Source organism: Wenyingzhuangia marina (assembly GCF_900130035.1).
GTDB lineage: Bacteria > Bacteroidota > Bacteroidia > Flavobacteriales > Flavobacteriaceae > Wenyingzhuangia > Wenyingzhuangia marina.
In genome coordinates this window covers 95883-117039 of sequence record NZ_FQXQ01000006.1, presented here as the reverse complement: position 1 = coordinate 117039, position 21157 = coordinate 95883, and the positions used below count along the sequence as shown (strand labels likewise).

The following is a 21157-nucleotide window of genomic DNA, read 5'->3' as shown; positions in this document are numbered from 1 at the left end:
TATGACAGAGTTTACAAGACCAAAAAGAAAAAAGCCAAACAGACTTAGAGTTATTTTATTAGTAGCCGTGTTGTTTTTTGTGTTGTATTTGTTAAAAAATGCGGATACTTTAATTGCTCAGTTTTTGGGGAAGTAAGCTAAGATGTTAATTTGGATGTCACATAAGCAGTAAATATAGAGATTGGTATACTGATTAACCATTTTATATTTTCAGGTTTTTGAATCCAACTTTTGTTATGTATCCAGTTTAATTTTACTATTTGATAAAAATTTAGCCTAACATAACCTTGAAGGAAAGCAATTGAGTCATCTTCCCATTCGTCATTTCCATTTATCATAAATCGATAATTTAGTTTTAAATTTTTGAAGCGATGTTTGTATTTGTTGTCGCGTTCAAATGTATAAAATTTTGTTTCAACAATACTTTTAGTATGTTCTTTATGAATGTTAAAATATGTTATTTGTCTTCCTTCTATTGTTAAAGTATAAGGAGATAATTTTTTTTCTCTTGAATTAAGATTTAATTTGTAAAGTTTAATTTCCATTATAATAATTTTATCTTTTAAAGTTTCTTCCTTTCCAATGATAACCACCAAAAAGTGCTTTTATTCCTATAGAAGTATTTAAAAAAGGATAAAGTATTCCCGTCAATACGTATTGTGGAATGCTGATTTTTTGTTTTAATTTTTTACTAGTAATAATGATAATGACAAAGTCAATTCCGATTTTTACTAGCAATAAGTAAAAAATAAATAGCGGTTTTAACATCAATCCAAATACGATGAATAACTGGGTGATTAAAACCAATAATCCAATTGTTTTGGTAAACAAACTTTTATAATGTGTGCTTTTGGCTGCCCAACGAATACGTTGCTGAATTACACTTTTCCAATTGTTTTCCGCTTTTGTAACGACTAGTGCTTCCGTAGTGTTTAAATAATGTACTTTTTTAGGAAATTGTTTTACAAAGTTTTCCAGAGTAAAAACATCGTCACCACTTGTAATGTTGGTTTGATGAGATTGCATTTGTAAATAAACATTTTTATCAAAACCCATATTGGCAGCATTACACATCATGGGGTGTTTAATTCCAAAACTACCAATGGTAACTCCTATCAAACTTAGATTGTCATATTTTTGATATTGTTCTACAAAATTCTTTTGGGTTTTAAGTGCAATAGGACCTGCTACAAACAAACTTTGTTTTTGATGAATAATGGTATTATAAGCCAATAACCAATTTTTAGGAAGTATACAATCTGCATCTGTAGTGATGATAAAATCAAATTGAGCACCTCGTACTCCTACTTGAATGGCATCTTTTTTAGGAGAATTACTTACTCTATGGTTGTTTAATATTTTAAGGTTTGGTATTTTATCTTGCCATCTTTTAATGATTTTTACAGAAGCGTCTGTAGATTCATCATCAATCAAAAGAATTTCAAAGTTATCTGAGTTGTATTCTAAATGTTGAATACTTTTTAAAAGTGCATCCAAAGTATTTTCTTCGTTTCTGAATGGGATAAGAATACTGATTTTTTTTTGAGGAATTGTTTTATCAATTTCTGTTTTAGGCAGACGAATCAATCCAACTATAAAAAGAAGAATCATCAAACTATAAAGGATTATGACAATCATATTTGTTCTTTTTTAAGATGATAAAACTGTAAAAAACTTCCTGTAATGGCTGGAGCAGCATGGTTGCAAATCCATAAAATAAAATAAGCAATTAAAATATTTGCTTCGGAATATCCTAAAGGAACCAATATAAAGAGAGCCATACTTCCTTTAATGGCAAAATCTAAAATATTTAAAATGGGTAGTAAAGAACTTAATAAATAAATGGCACAAATACCTGCATATAATGTTAGTGAATTTATGTTGGATTGATGTAATAAGATCATCAACAAGAACGAAAAGAAAAGAAATTTGATTACCGAAAACAGAAATAATTGAATGTGAACTTTTACAGGAATATTTTTAATATATGGGATGATTTTTTTTCTGAAAACAACAAAAACTATCAATCCTATAAAACTAGTAATAATTAAAAATGTTTGTTGATTAAAAGCTCTAGCATCAATATTATCCATCAAATAATAAACTCCCCAACTTCCAAAAATAATAGTGGTCATCATTTGATAAATCCCTTTGGACAAATTTAAAAACACGATTTTTTTACTGTGCTTTTTGGAATAGAAAAGAATTTTTTTGAAATAATTTCCTGAGTTAAAAGGGGTAATCAATCCATAGGTGTAAGCCACCAAAGTTTCATAAGCTGCTTTTTTAAAAGAAATTTTTTCAAAAGTCTGAATCACAATTTTCCATTTTAAAATTTCAAAAGTCCAATTCCCAAAAGACAGAAGAATAATAAAAATAAGCATTACAGGATTTAAAAAATGATAAAGATCTGAAACACTAAAAGTAGTGGTGTAAATTCTATATGCAATATAAAACAAGGCAATACAACTCACCATATACTTTAATATGTTGTTGAGCAAAGTAAAATGTTTACGAATTGATTTAAGCATGCACCATGGTAGCATTCAATTTAGCTATCTTTGCTAAAATAGTTAAATCCACTTTATTGGCTGTAGAAAAAATTATATTAGGTATAGACCCCGGAACCACCATTATGGGATTTGGAGTAATTAAGGTTGTAGGAAAAAAAATGGAATTTGTTCAAATGAACGAATTGTTGTTAAGTAAATACAGCGATCCTTATGTAAAACTACGCTTGATTTTTGAACGAACCATAGAGTTAATAGATACTTATCATCCTGATGAATTGGCTATTGAAGCTCCTTTTTTTGGAAAAAATGTACAATCAATGTTAAAGTTGGGTAGGGCACAAGGAGTAGCGATGGCTGCCGGTTTGTCTAGAGATATTCCAGTAACGGAATATTTACCAAAAAAAATTAAAATGGCCATTACCGGAAATGGAAATGCCAGTAAAGAACAAGTAGCAATGATGCTTAAGAGTTTGTTAGATTTAAAAACCTTACCCAAAAATTTAGATGCTACCGACGGTTTGGCTGCAGCTGTTTGTCACTTTTTTAACAGCGGTGTAAAAGTTGGAGGAAAAAATTACAGTGGTTGGGCAAGTTTTGTAAGTCAGAATGAGAGTAAAATAGTAAAATAGTTGAGTTGCTTAATCGTTTATTTGTGAAATTGTTTAAGGGATTAATATCAATAGAATAAAAATAAAGTACTCAGGGGTTAATTACTAATTATTGTCAATAGCAACTAAGCAGTTAAACAAATCAACAAATAATCAATAAAAATGTCAGGTATTTATTTACACATCCCGTTTTGTAAAAAAGCATGTCATTATTGCGATTTTCATTTTTCTACTTCTTTAAAAAATAAAGAGCCTTTGTTAAAAGCATTGGTACAAGAAATTATTTTAAGGGCTGATGAATTTAAAAATAAAACGGTAAAGACTATTTATTTTGGAGGAGGAACACCAAGTATTTTGGATGTTGATGAAATTAAAAACATTATTAAAACGATCAGGCAATACTATAAAGTAATTGAGATTCCTGAAATTACTTTAGAAGCCAATCCTGATGATTTAACAGATGATAAAATAAAAGAATTAGCACAAACAGAAATTAATAGGTTAAGTATAGGGGTGCAATCTTTTGGTGATAAAGAGTTGCAGATGATGAATAGGGCACATTCATCAGAAGAAGTAAAACAATGTTTACATACGGCTACTCAATATTTTAACAATATTACTATTGATTTGATGTATGGAATTCCGGGATTATCTAATGAGGAGTGGAAACAAAATATTCAACAAGCTTTAAAATTTGGAATTTCACATATTTCCTCTTATGCTTTAACGGTGGAGGAGGGAACTGCTTTGGCAGATTTTATCAAAAAAGGAACATATCCTGTTATTAATGAAAGTTTGGCGGCTCAACATTTTGATATTTTAGTTAACACCTTAACCCAAGCAGGATTTGATCATTATGAAATATCAAACTTTGGAAAACCTAACTTTTATTCAAAACACAACACGTCTTATTGGTTAGGAAAATGGTATTTAGGTTTTGGACCCTCGGCACATTCTTTTAATGGGAATATTAGAAGTTGGAACGTAGCAAACAATGCTAAATATATTAAGTCTTTATTAGAAAATAGTTTGCCATCTGGTCAAGAAATATTAACAGTTAAAGATCAGTATAATGAATATATTATGACTGGGTTAAGAACTATTTGGGGGGTGTCTTTAGAAAAAGTATCTCAAGATTTTGGAATAAAAACCAGTATCTTTTTGGAAAAACAGATTCAACCTTTTTTAGAAAACGGTACTTTAATGTTAAAACAAAATCAGCTAAAAACTACACAAAAAGGAAAGTTTTTAGCTGATGGAATTGCTAGTGAATTATTTTGGGTTTAAGCAATGGTGTTGGTTTTGGCATTTAAAAAAGTTTTTAAACCATGTTCTCCTAATTCTTTTCCGTAACCAGATTTTTTAATTCCTCCAAAAGGAAATTTAGGATCGCTGGTTACTTTAAAATTGATGGATACATAACCTGCTTCTATTTTTTCTGCGAGTGATTTGGCTTTTCCAATATTTTTTGTCCAAATAGCAGTACCTAATCCATATTCAGAATTGTTAACTTCTTCAATTAAAGTATCAGTATTTTCATAAGGAATAACACAAATAACGGGACCAAAAATTTCTTCTTTTAACATAGAGTTTTCTTTGTTTACAACTAACAAAGTGGTTTCGTAAAAAGGTTCTTTAATTTTTCCACCTACTATTAATTCAGCTCCGTTTTTAATGGTTTTTTCCACTTGATTTTGCAAAATAGGTAAAAACTCAGCTTTAGAAATAGGACCTATTTGAGTGCTTTCCTCTAAAGGATTTCCTTGTTTTAAATCCGCTATTTTCTGTTTAAAAAAGGCAATAGCATATTCCAATTTGTTTTTAGGTACAAAAATTCTTTTGGCAGCAATACATACTTGACCAGAATTGGCGGTTCTAGAATCAAAAGCAGAAGTTAAAGCAGTATCAAAATCAGCATCTTCCATAATAATAGAAGCGTCTGTACCTCCTAATTCTAATACCGATTTTTTTAAATATTTCCCTGCCAAAGCAGCTACAGAACTTCCTGCTTTTGTACTTCCTGTTAGGCAAACTCCTTGCACCACATTATGAGCAATTACTTGTTCTACTTGTGGAATATCAATAATTAAATTGGTGAAAACATGTTTTGGGTAACCTGCATCTTCAAATAATTGCTGAATGGCTATGGCACAACCCGTAACATTTGGAGCATGTTTTAACAAACAAACATTTCCAGCTATAATGTTTGGAAACGCATAACGGAATACTTGCCAAAGTGGAAAATTCCATGGCATAATACCAAAAACAGCTCCTGTAGGGTGATAACTCACATAAGTGTTTTCATCTAAGTCTATATTTTTAAGAAAATTGGCTGTATTACTTGTAAAATAATCAACCAATGTACTTGTTTTGACTACTTCTGCTAAGCACTGAGTAATGGGTTTTCCCATTTCTGTACTAATAAGATTTGCCAATGATTCTTTACGACTCAGCATCAATTCTTTTAGTTTTATACCCAATTGTTCTCTTTCTTTAAAAGAAGTATTTTTCCAATTTTTATAACTTTTTTGAGCTGTATTTAGTTTTAAATTTAACTCCTCATCTTTTAAAAAAGAATATTGTTGAATTTTTTTTTGAGTATATGGATTGGTGGTAATAATCATTAGAAAATATACAATGTTTGATTTACAAACTTACAAAATGTATCTTAGTGGGCATCCTGTTCTGTCCTAAGAAAAATTGATAAAAATGAATATAGAAGATTTAAGAACGTATTGTATTTCCAAAGCTCATGTAAGTGAGAGTTTCCCTTTTGACGAATCTACTTTGGTGTTTAAAGTGTCTGATAAAATGTTTGCTTTAACAGGTTTGGAAAGGATACCACACGCAGTAAATGTAAAATGTGATCCAGAAATGGCTATTGAATTAAGAGAAAAATATTCGTCAGTAACGTCAGCTTTTCACATGAATAAAAAACATTGGAACACTATTTTATTAGCTTCTGATATGTCTACAGATGACATAAAAAAATGGATAGATCATTCTTATGATTTGGTAGTGAAAAGCTTAACAAAAAAGAAACAAAAAGAATTAGGCTTTATAAAATAGTTAAATTTCAGGATGTTATGCCTGAAGCATAAATTTTGATTAACTTTAGCCCTCGATTTAAAAAAGAGGAAGATGTTTTGGTATCATGAAGAGTTAGAAAGATTAGAACGAGAAAAAAATAAAATAAAATACAAGCCTGATATGGTTTTTTATGGGAGTTCTTCTTTTAATTTATGGAATGAACTTCCAATTCTTTTTAAAGAATATGCCCCAATTAATTTAGCATTTGGAGGTTCTACACTAGCAGCCTGTTCTTGGTTTTATAAAAAAAATTTCAAAGGATTAAATCCTAGAGCAGTCATGATTTATGCAGGAGATAATGATTTAGGAGATGGGAGACATCCAGAGGAAATAGTACTGTTTTTTAGAACTTTATTAGATCAAATTAGAAAAGATTATGGAAATATTCCCGTAACTTTTGTTTCTATAAAACCTAGCCCTAGCCGATGGTATTTAGAAGGTAGTATTCGTTATACAAATAGTAACATTAAGGAAATATCTAAAGAAGATAAAAACTTTTATTTTATTGATATTTATGAAGCCATGTTAGATGCTTCTGGAAAACCAAATAAAGACTATTTTATAGAGGATGGTTTGCATTTAAATAAAAAAGGATATAAGATTTGGTTTGATATTATTAAAACTCATAAAGAATCATTTCCGGTTTTAGAAATGTCTTAATTATAAAGAAAAGCTATGAAAAGAGAATACCATAAATGGCACAGTCCCAATTTAGAAAAAGAAATGGAATTGTTGATTTTTGGTCATTCTGGAGCAAAAGTTTTGTTTTTTCCGCCAAGAATGGGACGTTTTTTTGATTATGAAGATTGGGGAGTTATTAAAGCTTTAGAAGAAAAAATTAATGAAGGACATTTGCAGATTTTTTGTATTGATAGTGTTGATACAGAAACTTTTTATAATGCACATGATCATCCTGGCCATAGAATTTACAGACATTGCCAGTACGAAAATTATTTGTTAAACGAGGTTTTTCCTTTAATGCATCAAGTAAATAACAATCCAAATGTGATTTCTGCGGGTTGTAGTTTAGGAGCTTATCATGCTGTAAATATTGCCATGAGACATCCTAATTTATTTTGCAAAGTTGTGGGAATGAGCGGGCGTTATGATTTAACTGTTTGTAAAGGTTATTTTGATGATTTGTTAGGAGGGTACCACAATGATTTTGTGTATTATCATATGCCAAATCAATATTTAAAAAATTTGCACGATGAAGCTTTAATAGCTGATATTAAAAATTTAGATATCGTCTTAGTGATTGGTAAAGATGATTTGTTTTTAGAAAGCAACTATAAATTAAAAACCATTCTTGATGAAAAAGGAATTTCTTATCAATTTAATGAATGGGATGGTGAAGCACATAGGGCCAAGTATTGGAGAAAAATGGTTACTATTTACATTTAATAATAATCTATTTTAGGAGCATGGTTGATGTTAAAATTACAAGATCTGGCTATAAAACAATAATCATGAGCTTCGTTAAAAATCACTTCAATTTCTTTAGCATCTTTATGTTTAATACAAATAGAAGGTTGTAAGGTAACCTCTTCAAATTGTCCACTTCCGTTAGGATTTACTTTTATCATTCCAATAGGTTCGTCACTGTAACCAACAATTTCAATATTTTTTAAACTACATAAATAAAAGAAAGACATCATATAGCATGATGACAAAGCACAGAGGAGCATTTCTTCAGGATTGTATAAACTATCATCACCATGAAAAGTAGCATCAGCAGAACCCATTAAACTAGGTTTGTTATCAAAATTTAGTTCATAAATACGCTCATAGCGTAACCTGTTTCTTTTATCAGTGGTAAGTTTCCCTTTCCACTCTAAGCCAATTTTATAAGTATGTTCATTACGCATTTTGTTGATGTATTTGGGTAAAGTATTGATAAAAATAAGGAATGGTTTCTATCCCTTTGTAAAAGTTAAACAATCCATAATGTTCGTTTGGAGAATGAATGGCATCACTGTTTAATCCAAATCCCATTAAAATAGTATGACTATTAAAAACATCACTAAATAAGGAAACAATTGGAATGCTACCTCCTGAAGGTTGTGGAATAGGTGCGTTGGTAAAAGTTTCTGCATATGCTTTATAGGCTGCTTGATATCCTGTTGACTCCAATGGCGTTCTATAAGCTTTTCCTCCATGATGAGGTTTTACCACTACTTTTACAGATTTTGGAGCCAAGCTCATAAAGTAGTCTGTGAATAATTGAGTGATTTTATCGGGATCTTGGCCGGGTACCAATCGCATAGAAATTTTAGCGAAAGCTTTTGATGGCAACACGGTTTTAGCCCCTTCGCCAATATAACCACCCCAAATACCATTTACATCTAAAGTAGGTCTTACAGTACTTCTTTCAATAGTAGAATAAGATTTTTCACCCCATTCTTCTTCAATATTTAATGCTTTGTTATAATCTTTTTGTTCAAATGGAGCTTTGGCCATTTCTGCTCTTTCTTCTTCAGACAATTCATATACATCATCATAAAAACCAGGAATGGTAATATGGTTGTTTTCATCATGAAGTTTGGCAATCATCTGACTTAAAATATTGATAGGATTTGCCACAGCACCTCCATAAAATCCAGAATGTAAATCTCTGTTTGGACCTGTAACTTCAATTTCTACATAACTCAATCCACGCAAACCTGTAGTAATAGAAGGTTGATCGTTAGAAATCATTCCAGTGTCAGAAATTAAGATTACATCATTTTTAAACAATTCAGCATGCTCTTTAATAAACGGAGCAAGACTTGGAGATCCAATTTCTTCTTCTCCCTCAATCATAAATTTTACGTTACATGGCAGTTGATTTGTAGCAATTAAAAACTCAATGGCTTTAATGTGCATAAACATTTGGCCTTTGTCATCGCAAGCGCCTCTGGCAAAAATAGCTCCTTCTGGGTGAATTTTTGTTTTTTTTATGGTCGGTTCAAAGGCAGGAGTGTCCCAAAGTTCTATAGGATCGGCAGGTTGCACATCATAATGACCGTAAACCAAAACGGTAGGTAAATTAGGATCTATCACTTTATCTGCATACACTACAGGATTTCCTTTGGTTTGTAAAATTTGTATGTTTTCACAACCAGCTTCTGCTAAAGCATTGGAAACGTGGTTGGCAGTTTGTAAAACTTGCGGCCTGTAATTTGAATCGGCACTAATAGAAGGGATTTTTAAGAGCTCAATAAGTTCATTTAAAAAGCGTTCTTTGTGTTTAGAAATGTATTGATTGATGTTTTTCATGATGAAATATTAAAGTATTACTAAAATATAATATTTCTCTTTGCAAATTGTAACTATTGTTTATATTTGCAGTCGTTAAAGATTTTAACAGCGGGCGTGGTGGAATTGGTAGACACGCTAGACTTAGGATCTAGTGCCGCGAGGTGTGAGAGTTCGAGTCTCTCCGCCCGTACAAAAAGCTTCTGTGAAAACAGAAGTTTTTTTGTTTATACAGAAGTTAGATAAATTGGAATTTACTCAAAAATATAAAAGCCTTCACATTTTGTGAAGGCTTTTATATTAAATGCATAGCTATGACTTTTTCTAGAGTTATGAAATCAACTATTATTTAGTATCCATAATAATTTGTCTCCTCTAAATTCACCCTTTTTCTATCTTTTAGCTTAATTTTTTCAGTTGCTATTTCTATAGTTTTTTCGATAGGTTTGGTTTCATCTATAGCTTTGTTTTCCATTTTATAATAATGTTTTATACCAATTTCTTCTTTCTTTTTAAAGCTTATATAGCTCAGTTTCCAGTTTTTGTCATAGGAGTTTGAATTTATATGTGGTTTAGATTTGTAAAAATAAACCTCATAAGGTATTTTTGATTTTATAAATTCTTTTTTATCTATAAATACAATGGTGTCTTGTAAGTTTTCTTTCTGATTATTTTTAAATAGGTAAGATTTGTAGATTTCTTCTTTGGTTTTATATTTTTTTGGAAATATATCAGTTCGTTTAATGTTTTCTAGCTTTTTATATAATACACCTCTACTGTTTAATTTTGCTAATAAATTATTAAAAAACTTCTTCTCCAATTTATTATCTTCTTTTAGTTTGAGTGTAACATATGTGCTTTTTACATAATAATTTTCTGTATAATTAAGTCTGTTAAAAAAGTTTTTGATGTTTTTCTCTTTTCTAAAAGGAAAAAGAATTTTCACAAAATTATTTAATGGATCATCTTCTGAATAGTAATTAGAATTGTTGTTATAATTGTAGTTTGAAGAGGCGTTTTCAATTTTTTTATTTATTTGTCTCTTCAATTCTATTTTAGCATCTGTTAAAATTTGATTTTTAAAATCTTCATAGAACAAAGGATCAATAGTTTCTTTTTCTACCAGTTTTGCTAATAAATTATATATAGGATCTTTGTATTCGGAAATTGTGCTAAAGCTTAATATATCTGGATATAGATTTTTAGCCAGTTCTAGAGAATCACTTAGTTTAGAAAATAAGTTGGTAATCTTATATTTAGAGGATGTTAATGGAATGTCTGTCTTAAATAAACTCAGTAATTTTTTGTAGCTCTCTTCGTTTTTTTCATTGGTAATAGAGGATACAATTGCAAATTGATTGTTTGGATTATCAAAAGAGTTTTCATAAGTTTTCTCTAAAAAACTTTGAACTTTTTTGTCCTTAAACTTTGCCAATTGTTTAATTAAGTCTTTTTTAATTTTTAATTGATTGTCTGCAAAGTCATATTTCTTTAAAAGGTTAACCAGTTTATGTATGTTACTCTTGTCAAACTTTATATAGTCAGATGCATTTAAAACAATACTATCTTTATTTTTTAGTGCGGTAATAAAAATGTCTACTTTGTCTTTAAATAATGGCTTTCCAATAACTGTGTCTTTTGGTGTAAATGAACTATAAAATTGTTTTATAAATTCACTTTCATTATGTAGTGTATCTGTTAAAGTTTCTAATTTATACAAAACATTGTTTGTCACAAGATGGTTTACTTTTATGGCTTTACTACTTAAAGAATCTTTTAGCAAATAGTTGTAATAATATCCCTTGTTATTTTTCCCTTTTTCTTTCTTATATACTTTAAAAGATCTAAAGTTGTTGGTTATAGATTCAAATGAAAAGTTAGGTTTGTAACTAATGTCATTCCACAAAGAATCTATGTTTTTGTATGATGATAAATCGTGGTCTTTTTGTAATGTTACAAAAACGGTTTCATTAGCTCTACTATTATATACTGCTGTTCTTTCAAAAGGTTCATAATCTTTCTTTTTTTCGTTACCATATTGGTTCTGATAATTTTTGAATAAAGGTTTTGTTGTAGTGTTTACATTAAAAAACAATGAGGTGTCTTTTTTTATTTCAAAATTTTCTTTAGAATAGGTAAAATCAGTTATTTTAAATGATTTAAAAAAACGTTCGTTTGGTTCATTTTTTTCAGATAAATAGCCTAGTAAATAATAATGAGCTCCATTTGTATAGGTTTTTAAATGTAAATATTTACCGATTGATGCTTTTAATTTAGAACTACTTTGATAACTTTTTTCTTTTTTAGAAAAGATAAAATCTTTTGGAGAGAACTCAAATTCATTATTTATATAAAAACGTTCTTGAATTCTTTTAAGTTCAAATTCATCTTCTTCAATATAATCAATATCATTAAGGGTAACTTCTTTTACAAAATAATAATTTTGGTTATCATCAATAGCTTGAAGTAGTCTATGCCCTGTGTTAGAGATATTGGTAAAAGAATGATAATTAGGAACTTCTACATGAAAACCTCCATATATAGGATGTACTTTGGTAAAAGAGGAAGAAGTCTGGTTAAACTTTAAAGAGTTAAAGAATTGAGATCCATAGTTTTTTACGTAATCCTTTTTTCCTGCCATTTTAAAAATTAAAATTTCCAAAGGAGTAAAGAATATTTGATATTGTTGAAAATCTCCAGATTTTGTTTTGTTCACAATGTCCAATCCTTTTATACCTTGTTTCTCTATAGGTGTTTTAGATATAATTTTACCAGGGATGGTTTCTGTTAACAACCGATCAATATTTTCTTTATCAATATTATCATTATATAATTTAGAGAAAGTAGAAATTCTAGTAACAATTACATAAGATCCATTAACCAAATCAGGACATAAATAAACCGTATTATTTACAATATTTAATTCGTATAATTTGTTAGGAAGTTTTGCACTAAAAAAACCGTCTAAACTAGTTTGTTCGGTAAATTTTGTTTCAACAATGGTGTTTTCAATTTTCTGTTTTAGTCCTTTTCCTTTACTACTTTCTTTTGATAGTAAGGGCGTTACTTTATACCCTTTGTTTCTTAAAAGTTGAATAACTCCTTTTTCTCCAGCCAAATGTGCAGCACCAATAGCAGAGAATAAACTTCCATTCGTAGCAATTTTTTCAATATTATTAGCCATCTCCTCATTACGCTTGTAAAGCATGTTTTTCATGAAGAATTCCGTATTAGATCCTTTGTTTAATGAGTCTAAAAAATAGATGTTTCTATCTCTGTAAGCATTATTCATTAAATCGTAATAATTCTGTTTTTTTAATAATTTTTGCAACCAAATATCAGCTTTTTCTTTGGGTGCTGCTGCAGTTGCTTTTTTAACCAAATAAGAAGAACGATCGTAATCTTCTAAACTATAAATTGGTTTTCCAAATCTTTTACCTGATTGATAAATGAACATATCTAAGAATGTATCTTCTTGAAAGTTTTGAGTCATTGGATTAGTTCTGTATAGAACTCTATTTAATAACATACTTTCTCTCGATAAGAAAAACATGAGTTCTTCTTGTTTGTATTGTTCCAACTTAAAAGGAGTGTTGTAAAAATCTAAATTGAAAGAGCTTAAAGATTGGTTTAGTTGATTATTTAATTCGTTGTCTTTATAAATATTATCTAACCAATAAGTTGGGTCTGTTTCTAGAGCAACAAAATCAGCTTTTAATAAAGATTCAAAAAAAACATCGTCTAAATGAAATGCAATTTTTTCACTAACATGCATGGTTCCATATAAATAGGAGTCTTTTTTTAGATTATTTCCAGAAATTTTCCAGAGTAAACTATTTTTTTCTTGAGCTTGAGAAATTAATACATGAAGACATGTAAATAATAGAAGTGTTTTTTTTAATGACATATATTTTTAGCATAACAATTGATAAGAAAGCTAAAAATATAAAAACAACTTGTTTTATATAAGGGGAATATTGAATTATTTCCTCTTTTTAATACTATATATTAAATGTTTTGTCTCAGGATAACAATTGTTCCTTAACTTTCTTGAATAAGATTCCCATTTCTCCTGCAATGATTTTTGAAGTATTTAAGTATATTTCTTTTTCATTATCTTCATCATCACTCCATTTAGGATCTTTGTATGGTAAATGAAAACGAGCTGATACCTCTAAAATAACAGGACAATTTTCATCAGCATTTCCACAAGTAGTAATGGCAATAAAAGGAGTTTTATTAATTGGGTCTTCTACTACTTTAGAATAACCTAAGATTTCTTTTTTAGCTCCATTGTAATTAATAATATATTTTGGGTTTTTATGACTAAACTCTTCTAAACTAAATTTAAAACCAGATTCTTCTAAAGCTTTTAAAGTACTTGTGTAAAATGTTGTGGCACTGGTTCCGCTAGAGAAACTAAATCCGTTATTAATTCCATAATATTCCATAGCAAAATACGCCCAAATTTGTGCAAACTGACTTCTTCTAGAGTTATGTGTACAGATAAAGTTAATATTTACTTCTCCTTTTTTAAGAATTGTTTTTGCAATTTTATTCGCAATATTTTCTAGTAAAGTTTCTCTTTGAATATCTAACTTTGTATTTCTAATAGCTCTTTCAAAAAAATCCTTAACATTTGTTTTATGTAGGATGTTCATTTAGGGTGTTTTTATATTTTAAAAAACAAATATAGGAGCTAAGGTATAAACACATGTTAATATATAATTAAGGAACAATGAAACTTAAATCAGGTGATAAAGTACTGGTGAAAGACTCTATTATAAAAGGAGTTGTCTCTAAAGTATTGAAAAACAGTGTGCTTGTTTTGGATGAAGATGGATTTGAGTTAGAATATCAAATAAATCAGTTGATTTTAGTAAAGGTAGAACAGTCTGAAATGTCAAAATTCTCAGATATCAACAACAAAATGTTACGTCAAAAAGCTTCACTTGTAGAGCAAAATAAAAGAAGTTCTAAAAAATCCAAACAAGAAAAGTATGGTGTGGTCATGGAGGTTGATTTGCATATTGAAAAGTTGGTGAAATCTAAATCAGGAATGTCTAATGGAGATATTTTAAACAAACAATTAGATACGGCTCAGCATAAGGTTGATTTTGCTATTAAAAATAGAATACCAAAAATTGTATTTATTCATGGAGTAGGAGAAGGAGTTTTAAAGGATGGATTGTATAGTATTTTTAATCGATACTCTTTAAAATATGAAGAAGCTTCTTATCAGCGATATGGTTTGGGAGCTACTGAAGTTACTTTTTAAAATAAAAACAGCGTATTGAAACCATCAATACGCTGTTTTTATACGTTCTTATTTTATGTTTATGATTCTAAAGATTGCATATTCACCAAATTGTAATAAGTTCCTTTTAAATTAATTAACTCCTCATGTTTTCCTTGTTCTACAATTTCCCCTTTTTTCATCACTACAATTAAATCCGCATTCTGAATGGTTGATAATCGGTGAGCAATCACAATAGAAGTTCTGTTTTCCATCATGTTTTCTAAAGCTTGTTGTACCAAGTGTTCAGATTCTGTATCTAAAGCTGATGTGGCTTCATCTAAAATCATAATTGGCGGATTTTTAAACACAGCTCTAGCAATAGCAATTCTTTGTTTTTGTCCCCCAGAAAGCAATCCACCACTATCTCCAACAGGACTGTTATATCCTAAAGGAATATCTTTGATAAACTCGTGTGCATTTGCAATTTTTGCAGCTTGCATGACTGCTTCATCAGTAGCGTCAGAAATACCCAAGGCAATATTGTTTTTAATAGTATCATTAAACAACAAAGCTTCTTGAGCTACAATTCCCATTTGGGCTCTTAAAGATTTTGTGTTGATGGTTTTAATATCAATACCATCAATGGTGATTTTTCCTTCGTTTACATCCCAAAAACGAGTAATTAAATTAGCCAAAGTAGATTTTCCACTACCAGATTGGCCAACTAACGCTACTGTTTTTCCTTTAGGAATGGTTAAAGAAAAATTCTTTAACACATATTCTTGATGGTATTTAAAAGAAATATTATCAAAAACAATTTCATGATTGAATCCTGTAATTTCCACAGCATTTTTTTGATCTGCTAATGGATTGGTGCTGTCTAAAATTTCAATGACTCTATCTGCTGCTGCATTTCCTGTTCTAATACTATTGTTGGCTTTAGAAATAGCTTTTGCAGGGGTTAAAATATTATAAGCCAATCCCATAAAAACAATAAACTGACTAGGTTCTATAGATTCTCCTACCAATACCATTCTTCCCCCAAACCAAAGCAAACAAGCAATGGTTGCAATTCCTAAAAATTCACTAGTAGGACTAGAAGCAGAGGCACGTTTCCCCATTTTATTACTAAGCCTAAGAATTTTATCGCTTAATTCATTATATCTGTTAATAATAAATTTTTCAGCATTAAAAGCTTTGATAATTCTTAGTCCTGTAATGGCTTCTTCAATACTACTTAACATATTTCCTCCTTGTTGAAAAATAGCGGTAGATTGTTGTTTTATTTTTTTTGTGATGATAGAAATTACAAATCCAGAAACAGGAATGAATGTGAATATAAATAGAGACAATTCCCAACTCATATTAAACATGATAATCAACGTGAAAACAATATTTAAAGGCTCTCTAATAAAAGTAATCACCAAATCTAAATAAGTATTATTTACGATACCAATATCGTTGGTTGCTCTAGAAATCACATCTCCTTTTCTTTTTTCTGAATAGAAGGAAACAGGTAAAGAAATAATTTTCTCAAACATTTCATTACGGATGTCTTTTAAAACATCGTTTTTTAAAAACATCATATAAATATTACCCAAGTAACCAAAAATATTTTTTAACAAAAAGACAAAAACAACTCCAGCAACCATCAGAGTTAACGTGTTTTCAATACCATTGTTTTGGGTGTTTGTAGTTACAAAATAATTTAAAAAAGTTTCTAGGTATTCTTTGTTTAAATGTGTAATTCCAGGGAAATCAGGTTTTGTAAAATTAGGATCTGTTTCACCAAAAATAACACTTAATACAGGCATTAAAGTTACAAACGATAAAGCGGTGAATAAGGCATATAGTATGTTAAATAATATGGCAAAAAAACCTTGCCATTTGTATGGCAAGGCATAGGATAAAAATCTTTTAAAATTTTTCATTCATTAATTTAGGTTTAAGGCCACAATTACATCTTTAATTTTTTGATCTAATTGGGCTTCTACTGTTTCTGCTTGGTCGTGACTTGTTAAAGTTCCTTTTGCACCAAAGTAGAATTTTATTTTTGGTTCGGTACCACTAGGTCTTACACAAACTTTGGTTCCGTCTTCCGTATGGTAAATTAATACGTTAGATTTTGGAATGTCAATAGTTGTTTCTTCTCCAGTGATTAAATTCTTTTTGATTGACGATTCATAATCGCAAACATATTTTACAGGAGATCCTAAAATTTCTTTCATTGGGTTGGCACGGAAATCTGCAATCATTTCTTGAATTTGAGTAGCACCGTCCATTCCTTTTTTAGTAATAGAAATTAAACTCTCTTTATAATATCCATGTTGAATATAAATATCTAATAATTGTTTGTATAAAGTAGTTCCGTTTGCTTTTGCATGGGCAGCCATTTCACAAGCTAACAAACAAGAAGTTACGGCATCTTTATCACGAACAAAATCACCAATCATGTAACCAAAACTTTCTTCTCCACCTCCTACAAAATCTTTAGATGGATTATCTGCAATTGCTTTTCCAATCCATTTAAATCCGGTTAAAGTAATTACGGTGTCAATTCCGTAATGGTCTGCTAAAACTTTTACCATTTCAGAAGAAACAATAGTAGTTGCAGTAAATTGAGTTCCGTTTAATTTTCCGGCTTTTTTCTTTTGGTTGATTAAGAAATCAGTCATTAAAATCATGGTTTGGTTACCATTTAATAACTTCATATTTCCTTCTAAATCTCTTACAGCAATTCCTAAACGGTCACTATCAGGATCACATCCCATTAAAATATCAGCACCAATTTTGTTTGCTAATGATGTAGCCATTTCTAAAGCTTCGGGCTCTTCAGGGTTTGGTGATTTTACAGTTGGGAAGTCTCCATTTGGAGTGGCTTGTTCTTCTACAATATGTACATCACTAAATCCTGCTTTGTCTAAAACTTGAGGAACTGATTTGATTGAAGTTCCATGTAAAGCGGTAAAAACAATTTTTAACGCGCTTCTATCAACATCTCCAAAAGTTCCGTTGTCTACAGATACTTGGTTAAAAGCATTGTCTACTTCTTCACCAATATAAGTTAATAAGTCTTCGTTTGCGTTGAAATTAATTTTATCAAAAGAAACTTTGTTTACTTCGTTAATAATCAACCCATCATTTGGAGGAGTTATTTGACAACCATCTGCACCATATACTTTGTATCCGTTGTATTCAGGTGGGTTGTGAGAAGCTGTTAAAACAATTCCAGCATCTGCTTTTAAATATCTAACCGCAAAAGATAATTCTGGAGTAGTTCTTAAGTCATCAAACAAAAAAACTTTAATTCCGTTGGCAGTGAAAACATCTGCTACTACTTTGGCAAATTCTTTACTGTTATGACGACAATCATAAGCAATTACGGTACTTAATTCTTTATTTGGGTTGTTCTGAATTAAAAAATCAGAAAGACCTTGAGTAGCTTTACCTAAAGTATATTTATTAATTCTGTTGGTTCCTGCTCCCATAACGCCACGCATACCACCAGTTCCAAATTCCATGTTTTTGTAGAATCTGTCTGTTAATTCTTCGGGATTATTATCTATTAAATCTTGAATTTCTTTTTGAGTTTCGGCATCAAATGTAGAAGTTAGCCATTGCTTTGAAGCTTCAATAATTTCAGGAGTTACCATGTTTTATTATTAAGTTAGATTAGTGTTTTTATTAATATAAAGATATAGAATCTGATTTATATTTCTTTTTCAATGTAGTACAAATTGTTAGTTTTTCTGTTCTTTAAAATCATTTCACCAATAAATCCAGCAATAAACAATTGCGTTCCTAAAATCATGGTGGTTAGGGCGATATAAAATAAGGGGTTATTAGTAACTAATTTGGCTGTTTCGTGATAATAGAAAACAATGAGTAGTTTTTGAATTCCAATATATGAGGTTGATATAAAACCAAATAAAAACATAAAAGTTCCCATCAAACCAAAGAAATGCATAGGGCGTTTTCCGAATTTTGATAAAAACCACAAAGTGATTAAATCTAAAAAACCGTTGGTAAAACGATCAATTCCAAACTTGGTTTCCCCATATTTTCTTGCTTGATGTTGTACAGGCTTCTCTGCAATATTTTTAAAACCAACATTTTTAGCCAAAATAGGAATGTATCGGTGCATTTCACCGGTAACATCAATACTTTTGATGACCTTTTTTTGATAGGCTTTTAATCCACAATTAAAGTCATTTAATTGGATTCCAGAAGTTTTTCTAGCAGCCCAATTGAATAATTTTGAAGGAATGTTTTTTCTGATTTTAGAATCGTAACGTTTCTTTTTCCATCCACTTACAATATCGTAACCTCCTTGAATAACCATGTTGTAAAGTTCCGGAATTTCTTCGGGACTGTCTTGTAAATCAGCATCCATGGTAATAATAACATCACCTTCGGCTTTAATAAAACCAGCATTTAATCCTTGAGATTTTCCAAAGTTTTTTAAGAATTTAATTCCCTTTACATTTGGATTCTGAGTTTGCAATGCCTTAATCATGTCCCAAGAACCATCTGTACTTCCATCATCAATAAAGATAAGTTCGTAACTGTAATTATTTTGATTCATTACTGTTACAATCCATTGGTGTAATTCTTGTAAAGAATCCGCCTCATTTAACAATGGAATTACAATAGATATTTGCATGCTTGTTTTATTTATTACGTACAAATATAGCAGTTACTACCGCAGTAATAAAACCTATGAATAAATTAACGGCAATACTAAACAAAATAGTCCCTGGTAAGAAAGCATTTCTTGATAGTTGTACTGCATCGGCAATATCTTTACTATTTTTAACTTGACCATTTGCAATTAAACGCTGACGATTGATTTCATCAAACTGATTTAAAGTATCAGGTTCAATGCTATAAATAAATAACAATGTATAAGCAATATAAACCAGAGCGGTAATCAACCCAATGATTAAACCAGGTTTAACAATTTGTCCAAAACTTTCAATGTTGCTGTTCTTTTTTAAGAAGTTAATAGCAAATACAATTACTATTACAGGAATAATTAAACCAATTAAAGAAAATACTGAATCTCTTTCTCCAATATATGGATTGGTTTGTGTTACGGTATTGATGATTACTTCATTTAAAACTAATAAAAGTCCGGAAAGGATTCCGAATTTTAAAACAGGTTTTGTGCTAAAAAATGAATTCATTTGAATGTTTTCTATTTAAAATTTAATGGCAAATATAGGTATTTCTTGGGCTAAAGTGTACGCTTTGAATAAGATGAATTGAATGTTAAAAAATGATGTGCTAAATGTTGTGAGAATTGTAATAAGGTTGTAAATTTGCCGCCGGGCAAGTCCTACACAACTAGCTCCCTCGGAATCCCCCAGGGCGGGAACGCAGCAAGGGTACTTGGTTGTAGCGGTGTGATGTAGGCAGCTTGCCCTTTTTTATATGACAATTAGTAAGTTTATTTTACATAGATATCCAGCTCTAAAGGCTGGATTTTGTGTTTCTAATAATAAAGGTTTAAGATTCAATTTTTTAAATAAATAATCTGTTGAATTTTGCAGGGGTTTCTTTTTGAATTACTAGTTTTTCTTGAGTGTAAGGATGTGTAAACTCCAAAGATTTGGCATGTAAAAACAATCCTTTTCCTTTTAAAATTTTTTCTTCAATACCGTGTTCAACATCTCCTAAAATAGGATTTCCAATATGTGCACAGTGAATTCTTAATTGATGTCTTCGTCCTGTATGTGGGGTTAATTGTACCAAGTTTAGTTTTTCGAATCTTTCTGAGTTAACTGTTTTTAAAAGAAGATAACTAGACAAACTTTCTTTTCCATCAATAGGGAAATTAATAGTTCCTTGGTTTTTCATTTTACCAATAGTTACGGCCTCATAAGTTTTTTGAATCGTTTTGTTTTCAAATAATTTTCCTAATTCTCTAATGCTATCAGCTGTTTTTCCAATTAATAACAATCCACTTGTTGCAAAATCTAATCGGTGTACAGGTTGTGGTTTTACTGCGTTTTCTTGTGTACTAGGTTTTAAGTTAAAAGGCAAAGCGTTGGTGACTGTTTTGGCTTTGTTACCACTAACCAATAGACCAGCAGGCTTATAAATCACAGCTAAATAATCATCTTCCCAAAGGACTTCTAAGGCTAAATCGATGTTTTTTTTGATAAGGTTTTCATCTTCTAACAATTCAATTTTTTCTCCTCCAACAATAAATTGTCCTGAAACTCCACGTTGATTGTTCACCAAAATCAATCCTTTTTTAATAGCTTTTTTAATTCCTGCTTTACTTGGAATACTAGCAAAAATTCCCACAGCATAATCAGATAATCTAATGCCGTACGGTAAGTTAGGAGAAGTGTGTGTTTCTGTGATTTTCATAGTAATACGAAGCTAAAGCATTCTTCTTAAATATTTGTAGCTTTTGGCTTCTAAATTTATGAGGATAGATGTGTCTATCTATCTCATTATCA

At 30.0% G+C, this 21157-nt stretch carries 20 protein-coding genes, 1 tRNA gene and 1 other RNA gene; 9 read left to right on the top strand and 13 right to left on the bottom strand.

Translation table 11 applies throughout. From position 1 onward, the window contains the following. Position 1 precedes the first annotated feature (1 nt). Positions 2-136: a hypothetical protein gene (locus BUB70_RS14320; protein ID WP_262508096.1), complete on the top strand. Its 135-nt coding sequence runs from the start codon at positions 2-4 to the stop codon at positions 134-136. A 1-nt stretch (position 137) separates the two neighbouring features. Here the strand turns inward: BUB70_RS14320 and BUB70_RS12785 are convergent, their stop codons facing one another. The 3 genes from BUB70_RS12785 to BUB70_RS12775 are packed head-to-tail and all read right to left on the bottom strand — an operon-like array spanning position 138 to position 2531. After that, the gene (locus tag BUB70_RS12785; RefSeq protein WP_143155306.1) at positions 138-545 is read right to left on the bottom strand and encodes a hypothetical protein; all 408 of its coding nucleotides are present in this window, start codon (positions 543-545) and stop codon (positions 138-140) included. A gap of 10 nt (positions 546-555) precedes the next feature. Beyond that, positions 556-1638 carry a glycosyltransferase gene (locus BUB70_RS12780; RefSeq protein ID WP_073122206.1) on the bottom strand — a complete coding sequence of 361 codons (1083 nt, stop codon included), beginning with the start codon at positions 1636-1638 and terminating at the stop codon, positions 556-558. Further along, positions 1635-2531 carry a hypothetical protein gene (locus BUB70_RS12775; protein WP_143155305.1) on the bottom strand — a complete coding sequence of 299 codons (897 nt, stop codon included), beginning with the start codon at positions 2529-2531 and terminating at the stop codon, positions 1635-1637. Before BUB70_RS12775 ends, BUB70_RS12780 begins: the two co-directional genes overlap by 4 nt. Before the next feature lie 56 nt (positions 2532-2587). Here BUB70_RS12775 and ruvC point away from each other — a divergent pair, with 56 nt between their 5' ends. Both ruvC and hemW read left to right on the top strand, forming a co-directional pair. Further along, entirely contained in the window at positions 2588-3142 is a 555-nt protein-coding gene (ruvC, locus tag BUB70_RS12770) for a crossover junction endodeoxyribonuclease RuvC (RefSeq protein ID WP_073122324.1), read from the top strand. Between the two features lie 141 nt (positions 3143-3283). After that, positions 3284-4408 carry a radical SAM family heme chaperone HemW gene (gene hemW, locus BUB70_RS12765; RefSeq protein WP_073122197.1) on the top strand — a complete coding sequence of 375 codons (1125 nt, stop codon included), beginning with the start codon at positions 3284-3286 and terminating at the stop codon, positions 4406-4408. On the opposite strand, the gene BUB70_RS12760 is transcribed toward hemW, so the two are convergent. Next, the gene (locus tag BUB70_RS12760; RefSeq protein ID WP_073122195.1) at positions 4405-5745 is read right to left on the bottom strand and encodes an aldehyde dehydrogenase family protein; all 1341 of its coding nucleotides are present in this window, start codon (positions 5743-5745) and stop codon (positions 4405-4407) included. The genes hemW and BUB70_RS12760 overlap by 4 nt on opposite strands. Positions 5746-5830: 85 nt before the next feature. Here BUB70_RS12760 and BUB70_RS12755 point away from each other — a divergent pair, with 85 nt between their 5' ends. From BUB70_RS12755 to BUB70_RS12745, 3 genes are all read left to right on the top strand, one after another. Further along, positions 5831-6190: an MmcQ/YjbR family DNA-binding protein gene (locus BUB70_RS12755; RefSeq protein WP_073122193.1), complete on the top strand. Its 360-nt coding sequence runs from the start codon at positions 5831-5833 to the stop codon at positions 6188-6190. A gap of 72 nt (positions 6191-6262) precedes the next feature. After that, positions 6263-6871, top strand: a complete 609-nt coding sequence (locus tag BUB70_RS12750; protein WP_073122191.1) for a GDSL-type esterase/lipase family protein — start codon at positions 6263-6265, stop codon at positions 6869-6871. Between the two features lie 15 nt (positions 6872-6886). Beyond that, positions 6887-7615: an esterase family protein gene (locus BUB70_RS12745; RefSeq protein ID WP_073122189.1), complete on the top strand. Its 729-nt coding sequence runs from the start codon at positions 6887-6889 to the stop codon at positions 7613-7615. On the opposite strand, the gene BUB70_RS12740 is transcribed toward BUB70_RS12745, so the two are convergent. Together BUB70_RS12740 and BUB70_RS12735 are read right to left on the bottom strand one after the other, a co-directional pair. Beyond that, the gene (locus tag BUB70_RS12740; RefSeq protein ID WP_073122187.1) at positions 7612-8079 is read right to left on the bottom strand and encodes an OsmC family protein; all 468 of its coding nucleotides are present in this window, start codon (positions 8077-8079) and stop codon (positions 7612-7614) included. The genes BUB70_RS12745 and BUB70_RS12740 overlap by 4 nt on opposite strands. Beyond that, on the bottom strand, positions 8072-9469 hold the full coding sequence (locus BUB70_RS12735; RefSeq protein WP_073122185.1) for a dipeptidase: 1398 nt from the start codon (positions 9467-9469) through the stop codon (positions 8072-8074). Before BUB70_RS12735 ends, BUB70_RS12740 begins: the two co-directional genes overlap by 8 nt. A 90-nt stretch (positions 9470-9559) precedes the next feature. Between BUB70_RS12735 and BUB70_RS12730 the strand changes: the two genes are divergently transcribed. Further along, a tRNA-Leu gene (locus BUB70_RS12730) sits at positions 9560-9641 on the top strand. A gap of 156 nt (positions 9642-9797) precedes the next feature. Here BUB70_RS12730 and BUB70_RS12725 read toward each other — a convergent pair. After that, complete coding sequence (locus tag BUB70_RS12725; protein WP_073122183.1) at positions 9798-13355, bottom strand: TraB/GumN family protein; 3558 nt, start codon at positions 13353-13355, stop codon at positions 9798-9800. Between the two features lie 115 nt (positions 13356-13470). Beyond that, complete coding sequence (locus tag BUB70_RS12720; protein ID WP_073122180.1) at positions 13471-14109, bottom strand: low molecular weight phosphatase family protein; 639 nt, start codon at positions 14107-14109, stop codon at positions 13471-13473. Positions 14110-14186: 77 nt separating this feature from the next. Between BUB70_RS12720 and BUB70_RS12715 the strand changes: the two genes are divergently transcribed. Continuing rightward, positions 14187-14726 (top strand): Smr/MutS family protein, encoded by a 540-nt coding sequence (locus tag BUB70_RS12715; RefSeq protein WP_073122178.1) that lies wholly within the window; start codon positions 14187-14189, stop codon positions 14724-14726. A gap of 59 nt (positions 14727-14785) precedes the next feature. Here BUB70_RS12715 and BUB70_RS12710 read toward each other — a convergent pair whose 3' ends face one another. Genes BUB70_RS12710 through BUB70_RS12695 form a run of 4 tightly spaced genes read right to left on the bottom strand, consistent with a single transcriptional unit; the run spans position 14786 to position 19873 of the window. Continuing rightward, on the bottom strand, positions 14786-16618 hold the full coding sequence (locus BUB70_RS12710) for an ABC transporter ATP-binding protein (protein ID WP_073122176.1): 1833 nt from the start codon (positions 16616-16618) through the stop codon (positions 14786-14788). 3 nt (positions 16619-16621) lie between these two features. Continuing rightward, entirely contained in the window at positions 16622-18340 is a 1719-nt protein-coding gene (locus tag BUB70_RS12705; RefSeq protein ID WP_073122173.1) for a phospho-sugar mutase, read from the bottom strand. A gap of 56 nt (positions 18341-18396) precedes the next feature. Then, positions 18397-19350, bottom strand: coding sequence for a glycosyltransferase family 2 protein (locus BUB70_RS12700; protein WP_073122171.1), 954 nt, complete (start codon positions 19348-19350; stop codon positions 18397-18399). Positions 19351-19357: 7 nt separating this feature from the next. Beyond that, a complete protein-coding gene (locus BUB70_RS12695) occupies positions 19358-19873 on the bottom strand; it encodes a DUF4199 domain-containing protein (protein WP_073122169.1) in 516 nt (171 codons plus the stop codon). 143 nt (positions 19874-20016) lie between these two features. Here BUB70_RS12695 and ffs point away from each other — a divergent pair. Next, positions 20017-20115: signal recognition particle sRNA small type (gene ffs / locus BUB70_RS12690), an RNA gene on the top strand. Positions 20116-20210: 95 nt separating this feature from the next. Here ffs and BUB70_RS12685 read toward each other — a convergent pair. Next, positions 20211-21065 carry an RluA family pseudouridine synthase gene (locus tag BUB70_RS12685; protein WP_073122167.1) on the bottom strand — a complete coding sequence of 285 codons (855 nt, stop codon included), beginning with the start codon at positions 21063-21065 and terminating at the stop codon, positions 20211-20213. Between the last annotated feature and the right edge of the window lie 92 nt (positions 21066-21157).

Coding starts and splice junctions, on each gene's coding strand:
- BUB70_RS14320 (WP_262508096.1), top strand. CDS start 2: ATGACAGAGTTTACAAGACCAAAAAGAAAAAAGCCAAACAGACTTAGA.
- BUB70_RS12785 (WP_143155306.1), bottom strand. CDS start 545: ATGGAAATTAAACTTTACAAATTAAATCTTAATTCAAGAGAAAAAAAA.
- BUB70_RS12780 (WP_073122206.1), bottom strand. CDS start 1,638: ATGATTGTCATAATCCTTTATAGTTTGATGATTCTTCTTTTTATAGTT.
- BUB70_RS12775 (WP_143155305.1), bottom strand. CDS start 2,531: ATGCTTAAATCAATTCGTAAACATTTTACTTTGCTCAACAACATATTA.
- hemW (WP_073122197.1), top strand. CDS start 3,284: ATGTCAGGTATTTATTTACACATCCCGTTTTGTAAAAAAGCATGTCAT.
- BUB70_RS12760 (WP_073122195.1), bottom strand. CDS start 5,745: ATGATTATTACCACCAATCCATATACTCAAAAAAAAATTCAACAATAT.
- BUB70_RS12755 (WP_073122193.1), top strand. CDS start 5,831: ATGAATATAGAAGATTTAAGAACGTATTGTATTTCCAAAGCTCATGTA.
- BUB70_RS12750 (WP_073122191.1), top strand. CDS start 6,263: ATGTTTTGGTATCATGAAGAGTTAGAAAGATTAGAACGAGAAAAAAAT.
- BUB70_RS12745 (WP_073122189.1), top strand. CDS start 6,887: ATGAAAAGAGAATACCATAAATGGCACAGTCCCAATTTAGAAAAAGAA.
- BUB70_RS12740 (WP_073122187.1), bottom strand. CDS start 8,079: ATGCGTAATGAACATACTTATAAAATTGGCTTAGAGTGGAAAGGGAAA.
- BUB70_RS12735 (WP_073122185.1), bottom strand. CDS start 9,469: ATGAAAAACATCAATCAATACATTTCTAAACACAAAGAACGCTTTTTA.
- BUB70_RS12725 (WP_073122183.1), bottom strand. CDS start 13,355: ATGTCATTAAAAAAAACACTTCTATTATTTACATGTCTTCATGTATTA.
- BUB70_RS12720 (WP_073122180.1), bottom strand. CDS start 14,109: ATGAACATCCTACATAAAACAAATGTTAAGGATTTTTTTGAAAGAGCT.
- BUB70_RS12715 (WP_073122178.1), top strand. CDS start 14,187: ATGAAACTTAAATCAGGTGATAAAGTACTGGTGAAAGACTCTATTATA.
- BUB70_RS12710 (WP_073122176.1), bottom strand. CDS start 16,618: ATGAAAAATTTTAAAAGATTTTTATCCTATGCCTTGCCATACAAATGG.
- BUB70_RS12705 (WP_073122173.1), bottom strand. CDS start 18,340: ATGGTAACTCCTGAAATTATTGAAGCTTCAAAGCAATGGCTAACTTCT.
- BUB70_RS12700 (WP_073122171.1), bottom strand. CDS start 19,350: ATGCAAATATCTATTGTAATTCCATTGTTAAATGAGGCGGATTCTTTA.
- BUB70_RS12695 (WP_073122169.1), bottom strand. CDS start 19,873: ATGAATTCATTTTTTAGCACAAAACCTGTTTTAAAATTCGGAATCCTT.
- BUB70_RS12685 (WP_073122167.1), bottom strand. CDS start 21,065: ATGAAAATCACAGAAACACACACTTCTCCTAACTTACCGTACGGCATT.